Annotated in this window: 20 protein-coding genes; 8 read left to right on the top strand and 12 right to left on the bottom strand. The window is 70.1% G+C overall.

Annotated features, from left to right (window positions below; translation table 11 throughout):
- Window positions 1-116 precede the first annotated feature (116 nt).
- From CVO96_RS02725 to CVO96_RS20970, 10 genes are all read right to left on the bottom strand, one after another.
- The gene (locus CVO96_RS02725) at window positions 117-1,958 is read right to left on the bottom strand and encodes a hypothetical protein (RefSeq protein ID WP_103310064.1); all 1,842 of its coding nucleotides are present in this window, start codon (window positions 1,956-1,958) and stop codon (window positions 117-119) included.
- A gap of 321 nt (window positions 1,959-2,279) precedes the next feature.
- Window positions 2,280-3,242, bottom strand: a complete 963-nt coding sequence (locus CVO96_RS02720) for an RluA family pseudouridine synthase (RefSeq protein ID WP_243398135.1) — start codon at window positions 3,240-3,242, stop codon at window positions 2,280-2,282.
- Window positions 3,243-3,257: 15 nt separating this feature from the next.
- Window positions 3,258-3,737 (bottom strand): DUF6194 family protein, encoded by a 480-nt coding sequence (locus CVO96_RS02715; protein WP_165795182.1) that lies wholly within the window; start codon window positions 3,735-3,737, stop codon window positions 3,258-3,260.
- 132 nt (window positions 3,738-3,869) lie between these two features.
- The gene (locus CVO96_RS02710) at window positions 3,870-4,349 is read right to left on the bottom strand and encodes an AAA family ATPase (protein WP_103310058.1); all 480 of its coding nucleotides are present in this window, start codon (window positions 4,347-4,349) and stop codon (window positions 3,870-3,872) included.
- Window positions 4,350-4,369: 20 nt separating this feature from the next.
- Window positions 4,370-4,792, bottom strand: a complete 423-nt coding sequence (locus CVO96_RS02705) for an EamA family transporter (RefSeq protein ID WP_103313256.1) — start codon at window positions 4,790-4,792, stop codon at window positions 4,370-4,372.
- A 33-nt stretch (window positions 4,793-4,825) separates the two neighbouring features.
- Window positions 4,826-6,619 carry an ATP-binding protein gene (locus CVO96_RS02700; RefSeq protein ID WP_103310056.1) on the bottom strand — a complete coding sequence of 598 codons (1,794 nt, stop codon included), beginning with the start codon at window positions 6,617-6,619 and terminating at the stop codon, window positions 4,826-4,828.
- A 97-nt stretch (window positions 6,620-6,716) separates the two neighbouring features.
- Window positions 6,717-7,757: a DNA double-strand break repair nuclease NurA gene (locus tag CVO96_RS02695; protein ID WP_103310054.1), complete on the bottom strand. Its 1,041-nt coding sequence runs from the start codon at window positions 7,755-7,757 to the stop codon at window positions 6,717-6,719.
- A 108-nt stretch (window positions 7,758-7,865) separates the two neighbouring features.
- Window positions 7,866-8,501 carry a Crp/Fnr family transcriptional regulator gene (locus CVO96_RS02690; RefSeq protein WP_103310052.1) on the bottom strand — a complete coding sequence of 212 codons (636 nt, stop codon included), beginning with the start codon at window positions 8,499-8,501 and terminating at the stop codon, window positions 7,866-7,868.
- Window positions 8,502-8,786: 285 nt separating this feature from the next.
- Window positions 8,787-9,698 (bottom strand): histone deacetylase family protein, encoded by a 912-nt coding sequence (locus CVO96_RS02685; RefSeq protein WP_103310050.1) that lies wholly within the window; start codon window positions 9,696-9,698, stop codon window positions 8,787-8,789.
- Between the two features lie 69 nt (window positions 9,699-9,767).
- Window positions 9,768-9,944 (bottom strand): hypothetical protein, encoded by a 177-nt coding sequence (locus CVO96_RS20970; protein WP_165795180.1) that lies wholly within the window; start codon window positions 9,942-9,944, stop codon window positions 9,768-9,770.
- Window positions 9,945-10,014: 70 nt separating this feature from the next.
- Here CVO96_RS20970 and CVO96_RS02680 point away from each other — a divergent pair, with 70 nt between their 5' ends.
- The 4 genes from CVO96_RS02680 (at window position 10,015) to CVO96_RS02665 (ending at window position 13,998) form a co-directional block, all read left to right on the top strand.
- Window positions 10,015-10,656, top strand: a complete 642-nt coding sequence (locus CVO96_RS02680) for a hypothetical protein (RefSeq protein WP_103310048.1) — start codon at window positions 10,015-10,017, stop codon at window positions 10,654-10,656.
- A gap of 540 nt (window positions 10,657-11,196) precedes the next feature.
- On the top strand, window positions 11,197-12,645 hold the full coding sequence (locus CVO96_RS02675) for a M12 family metallopeptidase (RefSeq protein ID WP_103310046.1): 1,449 nt from the start codon (window positions 11,197-11,199) through the stop codon (window positions 12,643-12,645).
- Between the two features lie 14 nt (window positions 12,646-12,659).
- Entirely contained in the window at window positions 12,660-13,631 is a 972-nt protein-coding gene (locus CVO96_RS02670; RefSeq protein ID WP_103310043.1) for an MvdC/MvdD family ATP grasp protein, read from the top strand.
- Window positions 13,632-13,641: 10 nt separating this feature from the next.
- Window positions 13,642-13,998 carry a hypothetical protein gene (locus CVO96_RS02665; RefSeq protein WP_103310041.1) on the top strand — a complete coding sequence of 119 codons (357 nt, stop codon included), beginning with the start codon at window positions 13,642-13,644 and terminating at the stop codon, window positions 13,996-13,998.
- A 122-nt stretch (window positions 13,999-14,120) separates the two neighbouring features.
- On the opposite strand, the gene CVO96_RS02660 is transcribed toward CVO96_RS02665, so the two are convergent.
- A complete protein-coding gene (locus CVO96_RS02660; protein WP_103310038.1) occupies window positions 14,121-14,699 on the bottom strand; it encodes a hypothetical protein in 579 nt (192 codons plus the stop codon).
- A gap of 119 nt (window positions 14,700-14,818) precedes the next feature.
- Here CVO96_RS02660 and purB point away from each other — a divergent pair, with 119 nt between their 5' ends.
- Window positions 14,819-16,126, top strand: a complete 1,308-nt coding sequence (gene purB, locus CVO96_RS02655; RefSeq protein WP_103310036.1) for an adenylosuccinate lyase — start codon at window positions 14,819-14,821, stop codon at window positions 16,124-16,126.
- 43 nt (window positions 16,127-16,169) lie between these two features.
- On the opposite strand, the gene CVO96_RS02650 is transcribed toward purB, so the two are convergent.
- Window positions 16,170-16,598 carry a hypothetical protein gene (locus CVO96_RS02650; RefSeq protein ID WP_103310034.1) on the bottom strand — a complete coding sequence of 143 codons (429 nt, stop codon included), beginning with the start codon at window positions 16,596-16,598 and terminating at the stop codon, window positions 16,170-16,172.
- Between the two features lie 70 nt (window positions 16,599-16,668).
- Between CVO96_RS02650 and CVO96_RS02645 the strand changes: the two genes are divergently transcribed.
- The 3 genes from CVO96_RS02645 to CVO96_RS02635 are packed head-to-tail and all read left to right on the top strand — an operon-like array spanning window position 16,669 to window position 19,050.
- The gene (locus CVO96_RS02645) at window positions 16,669-17,037 is read left to right on the top strand and encodes a phage holin family protein (protein ID WP_103310032.1); all 369 of its coding nucleotides are present in this window, start codon (window positions 16,669-16,671) and stop codon (window positions 17,035-17,037) included.
- A gap of 10 nt (window positions 17,038-17,047) precedes the next feature.
- The gene (panC, locus tag CVO96_RS02640) at window positions 17,048-17,977 is read left to right on the top strand and encodes a pantoate--beta-alanine ligase (protein WP_103310030.1); all 930 of its coding nucleotides are present in this window, start codon (window positions 17,048-17,050) and stop codon (window positions 17,975-17,977) included.
- Window positions 17,974-19,050, top strand: coding sequence for a type IV pilus twitching motility protein PilT (locus CVO96_RS02635; protein WP_103310028.1), 1,077 nt, complete (start codon window positions 17,974-17,976; stop codon window positions 19,048-19,050). The genes panC and CVO96_RS02635 overlap by 4 nt, the downstream gene beginning before the upstream one ends.
- Window positions 19,051-19,137: the final 87 nt, after the last annotated feature.

The following is a 19,137-nucleotide window of genomic DNA, read 5'->3' as shown; positions in this document are numbered from 1 at the left end:
CAGCGCCTGTCGCCTGTTCCCGCTTCCTGCGGTGTTCCATTGCCGTAATCCGCCCCTTGCCAGAGGGTCAGGACTGAACTTCACCCACTCTGGAAGGCGTCGGACGGTACCCCGCCCTAATCCTCCTTGCGTTTACATTCGGGGGTCTTGAAGCTGCCGATGCGGGTCTGCCAGCCGACCACGCTGGAGGCCTGTCCGGCGGCGCTGTAGTACTCGTTGACATACCAGAAGGTGCAGTCGTCGATGGGGTCGATGTTCAGGGAGGAGTAATCGCCCCAGCGCGAGTTGACGCTGCGCTGCACGCCCGTACCATTGATGATGGTGCCCTCGCCCAGCGTCATCTGGCCCAGGGGGTCGCCCCGCAGGCGGCCGGTGTAACGGATGCCGGGGAAGACGTCCACGCCGTTCACGACGCTGTAGCCCAGGGCCATATTGCCTGCCCGGTCCATGGCCACCGAGCCCATCCAGCGCTGCACGCCGTCGTCCGGGGCGTGGGTACCCTGCTGATAGACCGAGTAGCGGCCGCCCGAGCGCCGGATCTCGTACCAGCGCATCCCGGCCACGCCCGGCCGGGCCTCCACCGACTGACCGGTAACCAGCGCTTCGTACTCGCCGAAATTGCGGTAGGCCAGCCGGAAGGTCGGCCGCTGACGGTAGGAGAGGATGTCGATCTTCTGATCCGGATTGGTCAGCCCCGGCTGGGCCAGACAGTCGCGGGAGGTCGGAGCGCAGGGGAAGATCGAGTCGAAGGCCGCCACCGGCACCTGCGCGGCCAGCCCGAAGGACGCGAGCGGCTTGGAGTTCCACTGCACGCTCAGCTCGTAGATGTTCAGGGCGTCTTTGTCAGCGCCGTAGGGGCCGCCGTCGTCCTGCGTGCCGACGATCGGGGCGGCGATGCGCGCCTGAGGCCGCCGGGTGCCGTCGATGTCGGGCGGGAGCAGGCCGTCGCCCATCAGGTTGATCGGCACCACGGCCGAGTCGAGGAAAAAGCGCACGGCGCGGGCCTTGGGATCGCCGGCCAGCATCTTGTTCTTCTCCAGCGCGTACACGCCGATGCCGTACTCGACCGTCGGCCCGAACTCGCGGGTGGTCAGGATATACGAGTCGGTCCAAACGCCGTATTTGGGATAGTCGGGGAAGAAGTTGCCGCTCGTGAAGGCGTAACGGTAGTACGTGCCGGTCGGGTCGCCCGTGGCCGAGATCGCCACGCAGTTGTAGAAGGGCAGCGCCGGGTCGTTCAGGCCGCGCGTGGTGAACTGGCTCAGAATCCAGCGGTCGGCCAGCTGGTCGTAGACCACGATGGGGTCGCCCGAGGCGTCGGTGCAGTCCGGCACGGCGAAGCCTGCCCACAGGTCACCGATCTTGGAGGGCCCCAGCAGCACCCGACCCTGCTTGTCGTAGACCGCGAAGGCCAGGTTGGTCATCTCCACGTAATGGTTGGGCCCGACATCGCCCACCGGATCCGGTGGATTGACCCGGAAGCCCAGCAGGTTGAAGTTGTCCTGGTTGCTCAGGCCCTCGAAGGTGACCAGCGGCGCGGAGATGCTGGCCGGGGGCCGGGCACTCCGCAGGGCGCTGGTGTCGTCCCGCAGGGCGGCGTCGCCGGAGAAGCCGAGGTCTCGTTGCACCGGCCCGCGCTCCGGCCGGATGTCCAGTGGCTCGGCGAGGGGATCGGAGGGCATGGCCGGCCCCATCCGGCGGGCCAGCGTGCCGAAGGCCGGCGACACGTCGAAGGCGGCCGGCTCGCTGAAGGTGGGGGTCGGCCGCCCGGCGGCCATCAGGCTGTCCAGGGCCGCGGGCTGCGCGGCGTCCGGGCTGGGCGCGCTGCACGCGCTGAGCAGGGCGAGACCCAGCCCCGCGACCAGCAGGCCCCGCCCGCGGCCGGCTGGCCTGCGGGTGCGGGCCTCCTGAACCAGCGGCGTCGGTGTGCGGGAACTCCACGGCGTCGTTCGCTTCATGGTTCCACCTCAACCCAGGCTTCGACCCCAGCCCGCGGCCTGCGCGGCGCGAGGAGTCTGTCAGCCTCCGGTGGTGCCAGGAGCCGATCTCACGCAGGGGCGCACAGGGAAGACGGAGGACGTTCCCGGACAACGAAGAGTCGTCCCTACGGCCAGCGGTGTGGCTGTAAGCGGTCAGGATGCCGTAGTGATGACACTCACAGTTATAGGCCCGGCGCCCGCTGGGAGTCCAATGCGGAGGCTGCGTGCACGTTCATCTGAGCTTAATCCATGCACGTCAACTGGAAGGTGGCCGCAGACGACCGGCCCGCCCGCCGCCGCTCAGGGGCGTTCCAGGTTCTCCGGCACACCGCCGCCCAGCGCCATCCAGGCGCTCAGCAGGTCGTCCGGCGCGGAGGCGTGCAGGTGCAGCATCTTCCCGGTGGCCGGATGGGGAATGTCCAGAAACTGCGCGTGCAGGGCGTGGCGGGCCATGATCTCGCTGGCCCGGCCGTACACCGGGTCGCCCAGCAGCGGGCTGCCCAGATGCAGCAGGTGAACCCGGATCTGGTGGGTGCGCCCGGTGCGGGGCTGGGCGCGCACCAGCGCCAGCGTGCGGCCGTGCCCGTCCCGGTGCGCGGCGAGCGGGGTGAACAGCGTCTGCGCCTCGCGCGACTGCACGCCGCCCACGGTCATGCGCTGGCGCTGCACCGGATGCCGCCCGATGGGCGCGTCCACCTGCACCGGCTGATCGGCCTTCCAGGTGCCGGCCGCGATCGCCAGGTAGGTCTTGCGGGTGTCCCGGTCCTTGAAGGCGGCGGCCAGCCGCGCGTGCGCCTGCACGGTCTTGGCGACCACGATCACGCCGCTGGTGTCCTTGTCCAGCCGGTGCACGATGCCGGGGCGGAAACCGTCCGGGCCGTCGAAGCCGTCCTGCTCGGGCAGGGCCATGCGGCCCAGCAGGGCGTTGACCAGCGTGCCGCTGCTGACCCCCGGCGCCGGGTGGGTGATCATGCCCGGCGGCTTGTTCACGGCGATCAGGTGCTCGTCCTCGAAGATCACCTCCAGCGGCAGGTCTTCGGGCTCCACCCGCGAGTCGGGCGGCGGCGGGATGTGCAGCGCCAGGGCCTCGCCGCCGCGCAGTTTCTGGCTGGGCTTGAGGGCCGGGAGTCCGTCGATCTGCACATGCCCCTCCGCGATCCAGCCCGCCACCTGCGACCGGCTCTGGCCGGTGAGTGCAGACAGCACGGAGTCCAGGCGGCCCGGCGTGGCGATCAGGTGTAAGGGAGGGGCGGCGTCGGTCACGGGAGGCAGTGTAGGTCAGCCGGGGCCGCCAGAAGGGATGCCGGTGGACGGTGCCGCCAGACCATGCCGCCGCACGGCCCGTGCATGAGCGTTCCCGATCAGCGGCAGCAGATGACCCAGGGTGGCGGCGCCGGGGCTCAGCACGCAGGCCCACGACATCGGCGCATAGACCGGATGCGGCATGAGCGTGTCCAGCGCAGTGAAATCGTGCCCGGTGTCCACCAGCCCGTCCGGCCCGCTGCGTGGGTGGGGGCCGAAACGGTCTCGGTATTCCTCCGGCGTCAGCTCGATGTTCAGCCGGTACACGCCGGGCCGCGAGAGGTTCGACGCGCGGTCGTGGGCGTCGTCGGCCACCAGGGTCAGGAAGGGGCGGCGCCGCTCGGGCGTCAGGCGATGGTCGGGGTCGTACATCACGAACACGGTTTCGCCGGCCTGCAGAAACTCGGCGTCCGGGAACAGAGCGTGCAGGCGGGCCAGCAGGTCGGACTGATCCACGGGGGAGACCTCCGGCGAGGTGTGAGGGGCGGCTGGCACAGAGGGGCTGGCACAGACGAAGGACGTGAGTTCGAGGTCGCGCGACCCCCGTATCGTTCCTGAGGGTTCTGAGAGGACGCCGGGGCCCCATCTTTAGCGGGCGCTTAACTCGATCAGCGCGTCGGCCAGTTCCCCCACACCCAGCCGTGACGAATCCAGCTCCAGATCGGCCCCCGCCCGCAGCAGCGGCTCCACGTCGCGCAGATGGTTCAGGAGTTCCGCCTGCTGTTCCGGCGTCTTTCCGTAGGGATTGTGGGTTCTGGCCCTGACCCGCTCAAGGATCACGTCGACCGGTGCGCTGAGCAGCACCACATGGTCGAACAGCGGGTAGAACTGCCCCTGGTTGGCGACGCAGCCGCTGATGAACAGAGGGCGGGTGCGCGGGCGTGCCAGCAGCTCCCGCATCCTGCCCTCACGCCACAGCCAGCCCTCGTCCGCCGATCCGGGCAGGGCGCCCCACACGCACCAGTCGTCCACATCGGTCTCGACGGTCTCGAAGCCGCGTGCCTGCAGCTCCCCGAGCACCGAGGTCTTGCCGGTGCCGGACATGCCGGTGATCAGGAGGCGGGTCATGGCCCGAGTGTAGCGGCCCCCTACCTGCGGGCGATGACCAGCAGGCCGCCGACGATCAGCGCGGCGCCGAGGATCATGCGCGGCGTGATCTGCTCGCGCAGCACCAGCGCGGCCAGGATCATCGCCACGACCACGCTGCCCTTGTCGATCAGGGCCACGGTCGCCACGTCGCCGGCCTTGAGCGCCTTGTAGTAGAAGATCCACGACAGCGCCGTGGTCAGGCCGGACGCGCCCAGCCACAGGTAGTTGCGCGCCTGGAGCCCGGCGAACTCCCGCCTGGACACGAACAGCAGCGCGAAGGCCAGCACGAAGATAAAGACGAACACCGTGCGGACGGTCAGGCCCAGCTCGCCGGAGATGCCGCTCAGGCCCTGCTTGGCGATCACCGACGTGAAGCCGGCGAAGACCATGGAGATCACGGCGTACTGCACCCAGGAGGTCATGCCCCAGGCTACGCCCGGAACGGCCCCGCCCACCTAGCGCAGCCAGTCCTCGCCCACTTCCTCCACCTTCCGGCCGCCCAGGTCGTCGACCTCGTCCTTCCTCGTGGCCCAGGCGGGGAAGGGATAGTTCACGAGCACCGGGTTGGGCACGTCGGGCTGCGAGACCAGCATGGTGCCGGGTTGCAGGATGCCGGCGCGGGCGCGGAAGCTCTGCGGCAGGAAGCGGTACTCGGGCCGCTCGGCCTCGGCCAGGTCGAGGCGCCCGACCACCCGGATGGCCGCGTTGCTCACGATCCGCCGCTCGACCTCCGAGGCCGTCTGCTGCGCGCCGATCAGGATGATGCCCAGGGAGCGGCCACGCTCGGCGATGTCCAGCAGCACGTCCTTGATCGGACTCTCGCCGTCGCGCGGGGCGTACTTGTTCAGCTCGTCGAGCACCACGAACACGGTGTCCTGGCGCCCGACCTTCTCCTTGTGCTCGAAGAGGTCGCGCAGCAGTACGCCCACCACGAACATCTGCCCGTGACCCGACAGGGCGTGGATGTCCACCACCGTGGTCTGGATGCCGGGCTTGAGGGGATTCGGGCGGTACTGCTCGGCCTGCGCGGCGCTGATGTCCCCGCGCACCAGGGGGTTGAGGTGCTTCTGCACGCCCCGCAGCCGCCGGATGAAGGCCATCAGCGTGCCGGCGTTCTGCTTGCCCACCCAGCGGGGATCGCCCGCTCCGTCGTTCTGCTCCAGCAGCTTGTAGTCCAGGTACGACACCAGCTGCGAGAAGCTGGAGATGCGCGCCTTGCCCATCTCGTCGAAGCTCACGTCGTCGTCCAGCAGCAGCTCGACGTCGGGCTGCCAGTCCTCGACGCTCAGGTAGGGCGTGTCGGCGCCCTGGGCCAGCCGGAACAGCTTTTCCTCGACACTGCCGATCACGAAGCCCAGGTTCAGGCTGGCGTCGCGGTCGGAGAAGGCGTAGGGCAGCATCCGGCGGGTGCAGAATTCGCGCAGGGTGAACAGGAAGGGCGTGACGCCGCCCTGGCGCTGCTCCACGTTGGGCACGATCACCCCGCCCTCGCCGGAAGCTTTCGGCGGCGCCAGGAACTGCACGTCGCGGAAGGGCTGGGCGGGCAGGCCCATGACCTCGTAGCGGGACTTCGACAGACCCTTGCGCACCTGCATGTCGGCCTCAATGGCGGCGACCTCGCGGTTGGGCTGGTCGAGGAACAGCAGATCCTCGCCCTTGACGTTGAAGATCAGCGCCCGTCCCTGCGAGACCCCCATCACGCCGCTCCTGAAGATCGAATGCAGCAGGAACAGCGCGTAACTCGTCTTGGTGGCTACCCCAGAAATCCCCGAGATGTTGATGTGCCCGCCGTTCTCGCCGTTCACGAAGCGGTAGTTCAGCGGCAGCACCTGCCCGTCGGCGAGCAGGCCACCGGGGAAGCCCGCGCCCTTCATCTTGTCGGCGCTCAGGGCCATCTTCAGGTCGTCGCCGCGGGCGTGGCGCACGCTGTCGCCGGGCTGCGGCGGAATGAAGTTCTCGGGATCGACCCGCGTGACCAGCACCCGCGCGGCGTAGCTCACGGAGGCCGGCAGCAGCCCCGCCATGACGTCCTGCACATCGGAGTCGAAGCTCACGCCCTCGTGGCGGGTGCGGACATGGTCGACCAGCCCGTAGAAGTGTACGGGGGCGCCGTCCGGCTTGCGGGTCTCCACGACCACCAGATCATCGAGCTGCACGCTTGAGCCCGGTAGCACCGAGAACCAGAACGCGACCGGCGTGGCGTCCTCGGTGCCCAGCACCATGCCGATGGCGGCGGGGCGGGCGGTCATGGGCGGCTCCGGGCCGCGTTGATGGTCGATGGTCGATGGTTGATCGTCAAAAACTCTTGTGCCATCAACCATCGACCATCGACCATGCCCCTCCCCCTCACGCCAGCGCCTCCCGCCCGTGCTCGGCGGCGATATGCGCGCGGATGCGGCGGGTGACCAGTTCCGGGCTGCCCATCGCGCGGCCCATGGCGTTTTCCAGGGCGGCGGTGGGAATCAGGTTCTGCGGCGCGCGGGCGTCCTTGTGGGGCGCGCTGCCCAGGCGACACAGCAGCGCGCCCGAGAGGTTCGCCACCGCCCGCACGATGGGCGGCAGGAAGTCGGGTTCCTCCGGGGCGTACATCTCCAGGCGCATCACACCGCTCATGGGGTGCTGGTAGAAGGCCGCCTCGCACAGCCGCACGTACCAGATGAAGCGCGTGGTGCGCCCGTGCTCGGAGGTCATGTGCAGGATCGGGGTGCGCTCGCCGGGCTTCAGGTGGCTCAGCAGCCCCACCCGGTCGGCGGGCAGATACATGGTCTGGATGGTCTTGACACAGCCCACCACCGCGCCGCCCAGGTTGGTGCTCCGCAGGGTGCCGTCCTGCACGGTCAGCGCGGTCAGCCACTCGCGGTCGTCCTGCTCGTCGAAGGGCACGGCCGAGGCCAGCCCGTGCGACAGCTCCTGCTCGGCCGCCAGCATCAGCCCCTGCAGGGTGTGCAGCGGCGACTGGGGGTCGTTCCCCCCGGTGGGCACCGGATGGTAGGTCAGGTGGCCGGTGTGGGGGTCACGCGGCGAGAGGGTGGCCGGGTCGAGGCGCAGCCCCGGCGCGTGGGCCAGCACCCGCCTCGCCTTCACGTCCTTCAGGGCCGCCTGCTTCGAACCGTGCGGGCACAGCTCCACCGCGCCCACCACGTAGGCCCCGAAGCCGCCCATGCCCGACCCCCCGTCGTCATCCTCCACGAAGACCCGCGATTCCATGCGGCGTTTGCCGTCCACCACGTAGACGGTACGCAGGCGCTCGGGAATGGCGCGCACGGGCAGCGCGGCCCAGCGCGCGGTCTCGATATCGATCAGTTGCCCGTCGAAGGGCGTCAGGGCGAGTTGCCCGCCCTCTATGTCCACGGGCCAGGGGTCGAGGCGGATTCTCATTGGAGCCATTCTAGGCTCGGAGCCCCGCCGGGGGCGGGGCGTCTCAAGGTCAAACAGTCGAACGGTCGAACAGTGTCACCTGTTCGACCGTTCGACCTTTGGACTGTTCGACCCTTTTTACCCGTGGTAGCCGCTGAGCATCCTCAGGCGGTCTTCGTCGGTCAGGGTCAGGCAGCGGTAGGCGGGGGTCAGCAGGCCGTCGTCGCGCATCTCCCCGATCAGTTTGCTCACGCTCTCGCGGGTGGCGCCGGTGCCCTCGGCGATCAGTTCGTGGGTGGCGCGGACGTAGCGCACCCCGTCGGCGTGCTGGCCGCCCAGGGTGGAATCGGCCAGGTTCAGCAGGTACCTTGCGATCCGTTCGCGCAGGTCGCCGTCCTGGATGTGCACGCCGTCGGTCATCATGCGCTGGAGCTGGGCCGAGAGGCTGCGGGTCAGATCCCAGACCTCGGCCGGCCCCAGGTGCTGCGGGTGGATCGGGGTCAGCACGGCGTCGGTCAGGGCGACCACCTGATGGGCGCGGGCCTGGCCGTGCAGGGTCTCTTCACCGAAAATGTCGCCGGGACGGATATGGCGCACGGTCAGGTTGCGGCCCTGGGGGGTCAGCCGGACGGCGCGCATCAGGCCGCTTTCCAGGCGGTACAGGCTGGGCGCGGAATCTCCGGCGTAGTACAGGGTCTGGCCCCTGCGGACGGTGCGGGTGGTGAACTCCGGGTGGTGGGGGTAGGACGGGGCGGTAGGGCTGGTATACGTCATATCCACTCCTGTGAGGCCGCACCTGTCACGTTCGGTCACCTCATTGGTTCCCAGACTGTATAAGGTTTGTACAACCCAGGTCAAACCATGAGAGCAAGTCTGAACGTCGGCCTAAGGCCGGGGCGGTTGGCCCCATCAGGACGGTCATGAACCCGTCTGAAGACCGGACGGCGGGAGGTGCCGCCTCAGCAGCAGCCTGTCGGCCCGTCCGATCCAGCCCACTCGCCCGTGGGGTTCCGCTAGGTGAAACCGCCCCGGCCAGGGCGGGATAGCCGCTCGCCCAGGTCAGCCCCCGGAGAGCACGTCCAGCCCGTCCAGCACCACGCTGGCGTGGGCCTCCACGGTCAGGGCGTGGTCGTGGTTGTAGCCGCCGGCCATCATGGTGACCACGGGCACCCCGGCCGCGCGGGCCCAGCCGAGCACTGCCCGGTTCCGCTCGCGCACGCCGTCCAGCGTGAGCGCGAAGCGGCCGAAGCGGTCGCCCGCCAGCACGTCCACCCCCGCGAGGTAGAGCAGCAGATCGGGCCGGAAGGCGTCCAGGGCCGGCAGCGCCTGCGCGCGCAGCACCGCCAGGTACTGGGCGTCCGTCACGCCGTCGCCCAGGCCGAGATCCAGGGAACTGAGCTCCTTGCGGAAGGGGTAGTTGCGCTCGCCGTGGATGCTCAGGGTATAGGCCCGCGCCTCGGCCCCCAGCAGCGCCGCCGTGCCGTTGCCCTGGTGGACGTCGAGGTCGATGATCGCCACCCGCCGCGCCAGCCCGTCCTCCAGCGCCACGCGCGTGAGCAGCGCCGCGTCGTTGATCAGGCAGAACCCCTCGGCGCGCTCGCGGAAGGCGTGGTGGGTGCCGCCCGCCAGATTGGCGCCCCAGCCCACCCGCAGGGCGTCGTGCAGGGCCGCCAGCGAGCCGCCCGCCGCGCGGCGCGCCCGCTCCACCACTCCCGCCGACCAGGGCAGGCCGAAGGCGCGTTCCTCGGCACGCCCGACCTCGCCCCGGCGCCAGCGCCTCAGCCAGTGCGGGTCGTGAGTGCGGGCGGCCTCGGCCCAGGGCAGCGCGGGCGTGTCCAGCACCGGCAGCAGCGGGCGCAGGCGCTCACGCACCCCGGCATACTTGTAGTACGGGAAGCGGTGGCCTTCGGGCAGCGGAAACCCGTGGTCGGCGGGGGAGTAGGCGCGGAAGGGATGGGCGGCGGGCGGCACGCGTCGATTGTGCCGCGTGGCGCCTGGGCGCACGGGATGCGGGCCCACCAACGCCGGGGCCGCGGGGGCTCACTCGCCCGAGCGCAGACCCCGCAGGAGCCAGAAGCCCAGCACGTCCAGCCCGGCCAGGAAGACCAGCGAGCCCAGGCCGCCCAGCCACTCGCCCCGGCCGAACTGCATGCTCAGGCTGAAGATCCCGCCCAGGTTCACGCTCAGCAGCACCAGGATCAGCAGACCCAACAGCATGCCCCCACCCCCCCCAGCGCGCCCGCGCCGCCCATGTTCACCCGGCCAGTTTATGTGCAGACTGTGGGCTGTGCGCCCCGCCCTGATGCTGCTCGGCCTGAGCCTGTGTGCCTGTACGCCCGCCGCCCTGCCCGGCCCCCGCCACCTGAACCTGCAGGCCCTCCCGGATCAGCGCCCCTGGCAGCCCGCCGATCTGCTGGAGCGCGGCGAGGTGCCCCGCAGCCTGCTGCGCCCGCTGCCCGAGGCCCTGGAACTGGCCCCGCTGGGCAGCGTGATCGTCGCCTGCCAGCAGCCCAGCGCCGTGTGGGGCCTGTGTACCCATGTCACGCGCAAGGTGGGGCCGGCGCTGCTGAGCGAGGAAACCGGCGCCCTGGGCATCGGCGCTCGCCTCCGGCCCCTGACGAGCCTGCTCGACCGCGACGTGATCTTCGTGCTGGACGTGGGGGTGCGCGAGGGTCAGCTCGCGGCCCTGGACGCCCAGGTCGAGCGGCTGCGCGGCGCGCCCTATCTGCTGAACGGCGAAGACCGCGCCTACGACTGCGCCACCTACCAGAACGCCCTGCAGCGAGCGCTGGGCCTGCCGGACGTCGTCCCGCGCAACACCCGCTGGAATGCCCACCTGCCGGGCGGCGCCCTCGGCGTGCCTACCAACAGGGTCGTCTGGGTGGGCGTGCGGAAGCTGGACGAGGTGCGGGGTCTGAAGACCAACTGAGTGTGCGAACGGGGTCTGCCCACCGGGCCTGCACTGGCCCCTGTACTGGCCCCCGGGTCGGTCATGGCCTGATCACGCCCGGAGGGGATGATCGGGTCAAGGTGCGGCGCGGCCCGGGGGGGCCTGGAGGACGCCCGCACCTGAAGGGGGGAAGCATCTTGAGAGTGCCTGTTGTCAGACAGCCCGTTGTCAGCCAGCCCGGTATGAGCGTGCCCGTCGTCGTCCGTCCCCGGAAGAACCTTTGCCCGTGGGGGCCACCCGGCCCGCTGCCCGCCTGAGCGGGGACAGGGCGAACCTGTCGCCGCCCTGGTTGCGGAGCCGTAGCTCCAGCTGAGGCATCTCGGCCGCTGAACCGAATCTGCTGAACCGAATCTGGAGCTGAGACACGCCTGCAGCCGGGCCACGTCCGTCTGACCACGGGCCGCCGCGACCTGCCGCCGCCGCTGTGGTCACCACCCGGTGCTGCGCCGACCCCGGACCGGGGCTGGCGTGGGCCAGCCCCGTCGTCCCAGGAGGACGGTTACCCAGGAGGACAGTCACATGACCAATCCCAAACGCAAGACCACCCCCGCCAGCCGCGCCAGCAACGATTCCACCCCGTCCGGCGGCGAGACGCGCGGCGAATTCCGCAGCGGGCCACTCGCGGGCACCGCGCTCGTCAGCGGGCCGAAGCTCGCGCAAGTGGGCCTGCCCTACGCCGAGGTGGACGGCCTGGCGATCTTCGAGGGCGACATCATCCTGGGCAGCGCCGAGGAACTCGCGGGCGCCCAGGGCGACGGGGGTGGTGAGGGGGCCGGCGCCGCGCTGCAGTCCATCGGCATCACCGGGCAGCAGTTCCGCTGGCCGGGCGGGCAGATCCCCTTCGAGATCGACGCCGCCATGCCCAACCAGCAGCGCGTGACGGACGCCATAGCGCACTGGCACGCCCACACGCCGATCCGCTTCGTGCCGCGCACGGCGGCCCACGCCAACTGGGTACGTTTCGTGGGCGGCGGCGGCTGCTCCTCGATGGTGGGGATGCGGGGCGGCCGCCAGGACATCACGCTGGGGAACGGCTGCTCGGCCGGCAACGCCATCCACGAGATCGGGCATACCGTGGGCCTGTGGCACGAACAGAGCCGCCAGGACAGGGACACCTTCATCGAGATCCGCTGGGCCAACATCGACCCGCCCACCCAGCACAACTTCACCCAGCACATCCAGGACGGCGACGACCTGGGCGCCTACGACTACGGTTCGATCATGCACTACCCGCCCAACGCCTTCTCGGTCAACGGGCAGCCGACCATCGTGCCGCGCATGCCGCTGCCGGCCGGGGTGGTGATGGGCCAGCGCAGCGGGCTCTCGGCGGGCGACATCGCGGGGGTGCGGGCCATGTATCCGGGCCTGGGCACCATCAAGGAAATCCGCAAGGACCCCATCAAGGACATCCGCAAGGAGGCCGTCAAGGATCCCATCAAGGAGATCCGCAAGGACGGCGTGAAAGACCCCATCAAGGACATCCGCAAGGAGGGGATCAAGGACACCATCAAGGATCTGCGCAAGGACGGGATCAAGGACATCCGCAAAGATCCGGTGCGCGACACCATCAAGGAGATCCGCAAGGACCCGATCCGCGACACGATCAAGGAAGTCCGCAAGGATCCGATCTTCGACGGGCTGCCCAAAGGCCCCGCCGGCGACCTGCCCGGCCCCTTCCTGCCGCGCCCCGGTCAGGACTTCGGGGCGGGTGAGTACGGCGCCGGCCTGACCCCCTTCGTGCTCGCCACGCCCAGCCGCGTCCCCGGGTACGACTCCCAGGGCTACGCCACCCAGGGCTACCCGGGCCAGGGCTACGACGAGGCCGGGATGCTGGGCGACTACGATCAGGCGGTGGCCCAGCTGCAGGAACTGGAAACCGCGCTGGCCGAGGCCGAGGCGCACTACGCGCAGGTGCTGGAAGCCTACGAGGCCGCCGTGCAGACCGTGCAGGCCCTCGGACAGGGTTGAGGGGGGCCGGACGCGTGATCCTGGTCATCTCCTATCCCGGCGAGGAACACACCGACGACGTGGTGGGCCGGCTGCAGCGGGCCGGGCGCGACGTGGTGCGGATCGACCTGGCCGACTTTCCCGCCGCCTCCGGCCTGAGCTGCTCCTGGGACGTCGGGGCGCCCGAGCGCTACCTCATCCAGACGCCCGGCGGCACGGTCGATCTGGCCGGGGCGCGGGCCGCGTGGTGGCGCCGGGTGCGGGCGCATACCCTCGACCCCCTGATGAGTGATCCAGACGCCATGGCCTTCGCCATGAGCGAGACCAACGAGGCGGTCAGCGGGATGCTGGACGCGCTGAGCTGCCCGTGGATGAACCCCCGCGAGGCCGACAGCGCCGCCCACCACAAGCCGCTGCAGTGGGCGGTGGCCCGGCAGGTAGGGCTGCAGCTGCCGCGCACCCTGGTCACCAGCCGCCCCGACGACGCCCGCGCGTTCATCGCTGAGATCGGCGTGGGGAAGGTGGTCTTCAAGGCCTTCATCGCCATGCTGGAGGCGTGGCGGGAGACCAGGCTGGTCGAGGAGAGCGACCTGGCGCACCTGGACTCGGTGCGGCTGGCCCCGGTGATCTTCCAGGAGTACGTGCCCGGCGTCGATCTGCGGATCATCCACGTGGGGGAGCGCTTCTACACCGCCGAGCTGGACGCCCAGGACACCTCGTACCCGGTGGACATGCGGATGGTGATCGGTGAGGCGAAAGTCCGGCCGGTGGAGCTGCCGGCCCGCCTGGAGGCCCAGCTGCTGGCCCTGCAGCGCCGGCTCGGGCTGGTCTACGGCGCCATCGACATGCGGCGCACCCCGGACGGCGACTACCTGTTCCTGGAGGTGAACCCCGCCGGACAGTGGATGTTCGTCGAGGAGCGCACGGGCCTGCCCATCAGCCAGGCGGTCGCCGATCAGCTGTGCGCGATGGCCGACCGCGGCGTGCGGGAGCCGGTCGGCGTATGAGCGCAGCCGGATGAGCACCCTGCGCGGCCACCTGCGCCTGCCTGACGGGCCGGCGGGGGGGCCTGTGGAGGGAGCGGTGCCGGAGCGCGCCGCACGGGTGCTCGTCGAGCTGCGCGACGTGGGGCTGCAGGACGCCCCCGCCCCGCTGCTGGCCCAGGCCGACCTGCGGGACGTGGCGCTCGCGGGGGGCCGGGTGGAGTTCACGCTGTCCCACGTCCCCGACCTGGGCGGCCGGCAGTGCGCCATCCGCGCCCACGTGGATTTCAGCGGCGACGGCCGGATCAGCCCCGGCGACCTGCTCACCACCCGCCACGTGCCCGTCGTCGGCACGCAGGAAGAGCTGGAGGTGCCGGTCGAGCGGGTGTGAGGGGTGAGCGCTGAGGTATGAGCGCTGAGTCATGAGCTATGAGCTGTGAGCCATGAGGAAGGGCGGGAACAGGGGAGGGCGCGGCCACCGTGGTGTGGGCCGCGCCCTGGGGTGACGGCGACCTACTTCTTGCCTTTCCCTTTGCCCTGGGCGGGGGGCTCCTTCGGGGCCTCCCCGGCTTTTTTGCCACCTGCAGCTTTGTCCCGATCCTCCGTCTCGGCGGGGGCGGTGGCCTCCTCCCTGGGCTTGTCCGCTGCTTTCCCGTCGGCCTGACGGTGCAGCAGGGCGGGCAGGGGCAGCGACTGCAGCTTGCCGTTCGGCCCCGTCCAGGCCAGCTTGATGGCGCCGGGCCTGGAGAGGTCACGCGTGAGGGCGAAGGTCGTGGCGTCGCCCTGGCCGGTGGGCGGGGTCACGCGCACGGCCTTCACGTCGCTCAGGGTCAGCGTGCCACTCAGGGTCACGGTTCCGTCGGCATTCACGGAGCCGATGACGCTGCCGTCCGCGCCCAGCAGTTCGGCCGTGCCGCCGCCCGCCAGGAACGCCGTCCAGGTGGTCGTCAGTCCGGCCGGCACGTGGCCGGGGAGCGGGGTGGGGGCGGGGGCCGTGGGGGCCGGGGGCGTGGCGGGCACCGGGGGCGCCGTCTGGGCGGCGGCGAGGGGCAGGCTCAGCACGCTGAGGACGGCAAGGGCGCGGACATTCATGGATACCTCCGGGGGTCTGGGCCGAGTATGCAGGGGGGGGCCGGGCGCGGTCTGTGCAGGAACCGCGCTGCCTACCCACGGCCAGGGGGGGCCGCCGGGGGGGGTGCTACGCTCCGGGCGTGATTGACCGCTACCTGACCCCCGAGATGAAGGCCCTGTGGAGCGAGGCGGGCAAGTACCGCGCCTGGCTGAAGGTGGAACTGGCCGCCATGGACGCCCAGGCCAATCACGGCGAGGTGCCCAGAGACGCCCACACCGTGCTGGTCGGAAAGAGCCAGGCCGATCCGCTGGACGAGGCCTTCGCCGCCCGGGTCGCCGAGATCGAGGCCGTGACCCGCCACGACATCGTGGCCTTCACGCGGGCGCTCAGCGAGCGCTACGGCGACGAAGCCCGGTTCATCCACCACGGCCTGACCAGTACCGACGTGGTGGACACCGCCCAGAACCTGCTGCTCGACGAGGCGCTGGGCCTGATCCTGACCGACGTCCGGGCGCTGCGCGAGGTCTGCCGCGTGCAGGCGGTGGCCTACAGGCACACCCCCACGGTGGGCCGCACCCACGGCATCCACGCCGAGCCCATGACCTTCGGCCTGAAGTTCCTGAACTGGATGGCGACCCTCGACCGGGATCTGGAGCGCCTGGGTGCGGCCAGAAAGCGGATGCAGGTCGTGATGCTCTCCGGCTCCGTGGGCACCTACGCCCACGTGTCCCCGCAGGTGGAGGAGGAGGTCGCGCAGATGTGGGGCTGGCAGGCCGCGCCCGTGACCAACCAGACCCTGGCCCGTGACCGCCACGCCGAGGTGCTGAGTGCCCTGGCGATCCTGGGCACCACCCTGGAGCGCATCTCGGTGGAGATCCGCCACCTGCAGCGAAGCGAGGTGCGCGAGGCGATGGAGCCCTTCAGCATAGGGCAGACCGGCAGTTCGTCCATGCCGCACAAGAAGAATCCGATCCTGACCGAGAACGTGACCGGTTTCGCGCGGCTGCTGCGCGGCTTCCTGACCACCGGCCTGGAGAACGTGGCGCTGTGGCACGAGCGCGACATCTCCCATTCCAGCGCCGAGCGCGTGATCCTGCCCGACGCCACGAGCGCCGCCTCCTACGCCACCCGCCGCCTGACCGGCGTCCTGCGTGATCTGGTCGTGTTCCCGGAGCGGATGCTCAGGAACCTGAACGACCTGGGTGGTCTGGTCTTCAGCCAGCGCGTGCTGCACGCCCTGATCGACGAGCAGGGGATGAGCCGCGAGGCCGCCTACGCCCTGGTGCAGCGGAGCGCCCTGAAGTCCTGGGAGACCGGCGAGGGCCTGCGCGACCTGCTGCGGGCCGATCCGGAAAACCCCCTGGACGACGCGCATCTGGACGCCGCCTTCGACCTGCAGTGGTATCTCCGGCACGTGGACGATATCTACCGGCGCTTCGGGCTGTAGGCGCGCCCAGAGAGCCTGCAGGGGCCCTCTCCAGGTCAGGTCGTTATTGGAGTGTGGCTGTACAGGATCCGGCAGGCTCGCCCGCCAACCGCAGTTCGCCTGCCCATCGACGGGCCGCCACATCGGGCCGAGTGATCTTGCAGGTGTAGAGCGACGATGGATTCCCCATCCTCCAGAGAAAGCGGAGTTCGCTGTTCTGGGTGTTGTAGGACAGGGCGCCTGGGGCCGTTTCATCGAACGCGAGGGCGAACAGCGCGTCGAAGCTGGGGCTGTAGCGCATGGAGGACAGGTCGCCTGTCCCGGACTCGATCGAACCGACCTTGATCGCCGCTGGTGTCCCGCCGCTGGACGGTTGCGCCTCGATACGCCAGGTCTGACCGGGCTGGACTGGCAGCAGGGTGGAGGTGGTCGTCGTCGCTGGCGCGCAGGCAACAAGCAGAAGGAAGGGAGCCCACAGGATGACCGGTTTCATGGTGGGTCGATGCTGACTGGCCCTGTCTTACAGCGGCCTTTCCCTGGGTGCCATCCCGTATCCTGTCGCCATGGGATTCATCATCCGACTGCTGGTCAATGCCCTGGCCCTGTATCTGCTCACGCGGGTGTACGTCGGCGTCAGTTTCGCGCCGGGTGCCGATCTGGTCGGCATCCTGATCGCGGCGTTCGTCATGGGGATCGTGAACGCGCTGGTTCGCCCGGTGCTGCTGCTGCTCTCGCTGCCCATCAACCTGCTCACGCTGGGCCTGTTCACCCTGGTCGTCAACGGCGTGGTGCTGTATCTCGTGGCGGCGGTGACCAGCCTGAACGTCAGCGGCTTCGGGGCGGCCATCATCGGCGCGCTGATCCTGACGGTCATCTCCTGGGTGCTGGACGCCATCGTCGGCGCGCTGGGCCTCGACGGCACGCGGGACTGAGCGGCCCCGCATGACCCTGCCCCTGACCACCCCCGCCGTCTACCGTGATCCGGCCCAGCTGCGCGCCGCCCTGCAGGGCCGAGGAGTCGTCGGATTCGTGCCCACCATGGGCTACCTGCACGAGGGCCACGCCACCCTGATCCGGCAGGCGCGGCAGGGCTGCGACACGGTGGTGCTCAGCATCTTCGTCAACCCGCTGCAGTTCGGCCCCAGGGAGGATCTGGCCCGCTATCCGCGCGACCTGGAACGCGACCTGCGCGTGGCCGCCGAGGCCGGTGTGGACGCCGTGTTCTTTCCGGACGTGGAGACCATGTATCCGCCGGGCTTCGACACCCGCGTGGTCGTCTCGGGCGTCAGCGAGCCGCTGGACGGCGCCGCGCGGCCCGGCCATTTCGTGGGCGTGGCGACCGTGGTGCTCAAGCTGCTCAATCTGGTGCGCCCGGATCGGGTGTTCCTGGGTGAGAAGGACTGGCAGCAGCTGGCGGTGCTGCGCCGTATGGTGACCGACCTGAACGTGGTTTCGGAGGTCGTGGGCGTGCCGACTGTGCGCGAGGCGTCCGGACTGGCGATGAGCAGCCGCAACTCATACCTCAGCGCCGGGCAGCGGGAGCGCGCGGTGGTGCTGATCCGCGCACTCCGGGCCGTTCAGGCGGCCTACGCCGGGGGCGAGCGCCGCACCCGGGCCCTGCGTCAGGCGGGGCTGGACGTGCTCGCGCAGGAGCCTGAAGCGCAGGTGGAGTATCTGGAGATCGTGGGCCGCGACATGCAGGGCCGTGACAGCTTGGAAAGAGCGCGTGTGGACAATGATCCCATGACCCGCGTGCTCGTGGCTGCCCGGATGTTCGGCGTGCGCCTGATCGATAACCTGCCTCTGGACGCCCTCCCCCTCGACGCGCCGGCCCACGACTCGGCCCCTGCCGGCGCCGGAGGCCCGGCGTGACCCTGGACGAACTGCTGCGCGAGATGGTCACCCGCCGCGCCTCGGACGTGCACCTGCAGGCCGGCAGCCCGCCGATGGGCCGGGTGGACGGCCAGCTCGTGCCCTTCGGCACCCAGGCCCTGATGCCCCCCGACACCCAGATGCTCGCGCAGGCGCTGATGCCCGCCGAGCAGTGGGAGGACTTCGAATACCGCCACGAGCTGGACGTCGCCTACTCGGTCTCCGGGCTGGGCCGCTTCCGCTGCAACGTGTTCCGCCAGCGCGGCGCCATCGGCATCGTCATGCGGATCGTTTCGGACGCCATTCCGGGCTTCGAGTCGCTGGGGTTGCCCTCCGACCTGATGCGCAGTCTGGCCGACGCCCCGCGCGGGCTGATCCTGGTCACCGGCCCCACCGGCAGCGGCAAGAGCACCACGCTGGCCTCGCTGATCGACCACATCAACCGCACCTTCGCCTACAACGTGGTCACGGTCGAGGATCCCATCGAGATCCTGCACAAGAACAAGAAGAGCATCGTGGTGCAGCGCGAGATCGGCAGCGATACCCGCGATTTCCGCTCGGCCCTGAAGTACGCCATGCGCCAGGATCCGGACGTCATCATGATCGGCGAGATGCGCGACAAGGACACCGTGGAGGCCGCGCTCTCGGCCGCGCAGACCGGCCACCTCGTGCTCTCCACGCTGCACACCCAGGACGCCGTGCGCTCGGTCAACCGCATCATCGACTTCTTCGCGCCCTACGAACGCGACCAGATCCGCATCCAGCTCTCCGAGTCGCTGGTGGGCATCGTGAGCCAGCGGCTGCTCAAGAGATCGGACGGCGTGGGGCGCGTGCTGGCGCTGGAAGTCATGCTGAACACCCCGCTGGTGCAGGAATACATCAAGGACGAGGAAAAGACCCCCCTGATCAAGGACGCGCTGATCGAGGACAACATCCGCGGGATGCACACCTTCGACCAGCATCTGGTGCAGCTCTACCGCAACCACCTGATCACCATGGACGAGGCCCTCTCGGCCGCCACCAGCCCGCACGAACTCAAGCTGATGGTCACCAAGTCCGGCACCGCGTACTGAGGGCCGCCCGCCGGCCCCGGTTCCGTGTCCTAATTCATGCCCGAACGCCGGGTGGTACACTGCCGCTTGTCAGCAAGGCGTCAGCGT

The organism is Deinococcus koreensis (assembly GCF_002901445.1).
In the GTDB taxonomy this organism is placed as follows: Bacteria; Deinococcota; Deinococci; order Deinococcales; family Deinococcaceae; genus Deinococcus; species Deinococcus koreensis.
Note: the sequence above shows the minus strand (reverse complement) of the source record. Positions and strands in the feature narration are given on the sequence as shown.

Excerpts from the sequence above, each read along its gene's own strand:
- CVO96_RS02725 (WP_103310064.1), bottom strand. The coding sequence starts at position 1,958 with ATGAAGCGAACGACGCCGTGGAGTTCCCGCACACCGACGCCGCTGGTT.
- CVO96_RS02710 (WP_103310058.1), bottom strand. The coding sequence starts at position 4,349 with ATGACCCGCCTCCTGATCACCGGCATGTCCGGCACCGGCAAGACCTCG.
- CVO96_RS02705 (WP_103313256.1), bottom strand. The coding sequence starts at position 4,792 with ATGACCTCCTGGGTGCAGTACGCCGTGATCTCCATGGTCTTCGCCGGC.
- CVO96_RS02700 (WP_103310056.1), bottom strand. The coding sequence starts at position 6,619 with ATGACCGCCCGCCCCGCCGCCATCGGCATGGTGCTGGGCACCGAGGAC.
- CVO96_RS02695 (WP_103310054.1), bottom strand. The coding sequence starts at position 7,757 with ATGGCTCCAATGAGAATCCGCCTCGACCCCTGGCCCGTGGACATAGAG.
- CVO96_RS02690 (WP_103310052.1), bottom strand. The coding sequence starts at position 8,501 with ATGACGTATACCAGCCCTACCGCCCCGTCCTACCCCCACCACCCGGAG.
- CVO96_RS20970 (WP_165795180.1), bottom strand. The coding sequence starts at position 9,944 with ATGCTGTTGGGTCTGCTGATCCTGGTGCTGCTGAGCGTGAACCTGGGC.
- CVO96_RS02675 (WP_103310046.1), top strand. The coding sequence starts at position 11,197 with ATGACCAATCCCAAACGCAAGACCACCCCCGCCAGCCGCGCCAGCAAC.
- CVO96_RS02665 (WP_103310041.1), top strand. The coding sequence starts at position 13,642 with ATGAGCACCCTGCGCGGCCACCTGCGCCTGCCTGACGGGCCGGCGGGG.
- CVO96_RS02660 (WP_103310038.1), bottom strand. The coding sequence starts at position 14,699 with ATGAATGTCCGCGCCCTTGCCGTCCTCAGCGTGCTGAGCCTGCCCCTC.
- CVO96_RS02650 (WP_103310034.1), bottom strand. The coding sequence starts at position 16,598 with ATGAAACCGGTCATCCTGTGGGCTCCCTTCCTTCTGCTTGTTGCCTGC.
- CVO96_RS02645 (WP_103310032.1), top strand. The coding sequence starts at position 16,669 with ATGGGATTCATCATCCGACTGCTGGTCAATGCCCTGGCCCTGTATCTG.
- panC (WP_103310030.1), top strand. The coding sequence starts at position 17,048 with ATGACCCTGCCCCTGACCACCCCCGCCGTCTACCGTGATCCGGCCCAG.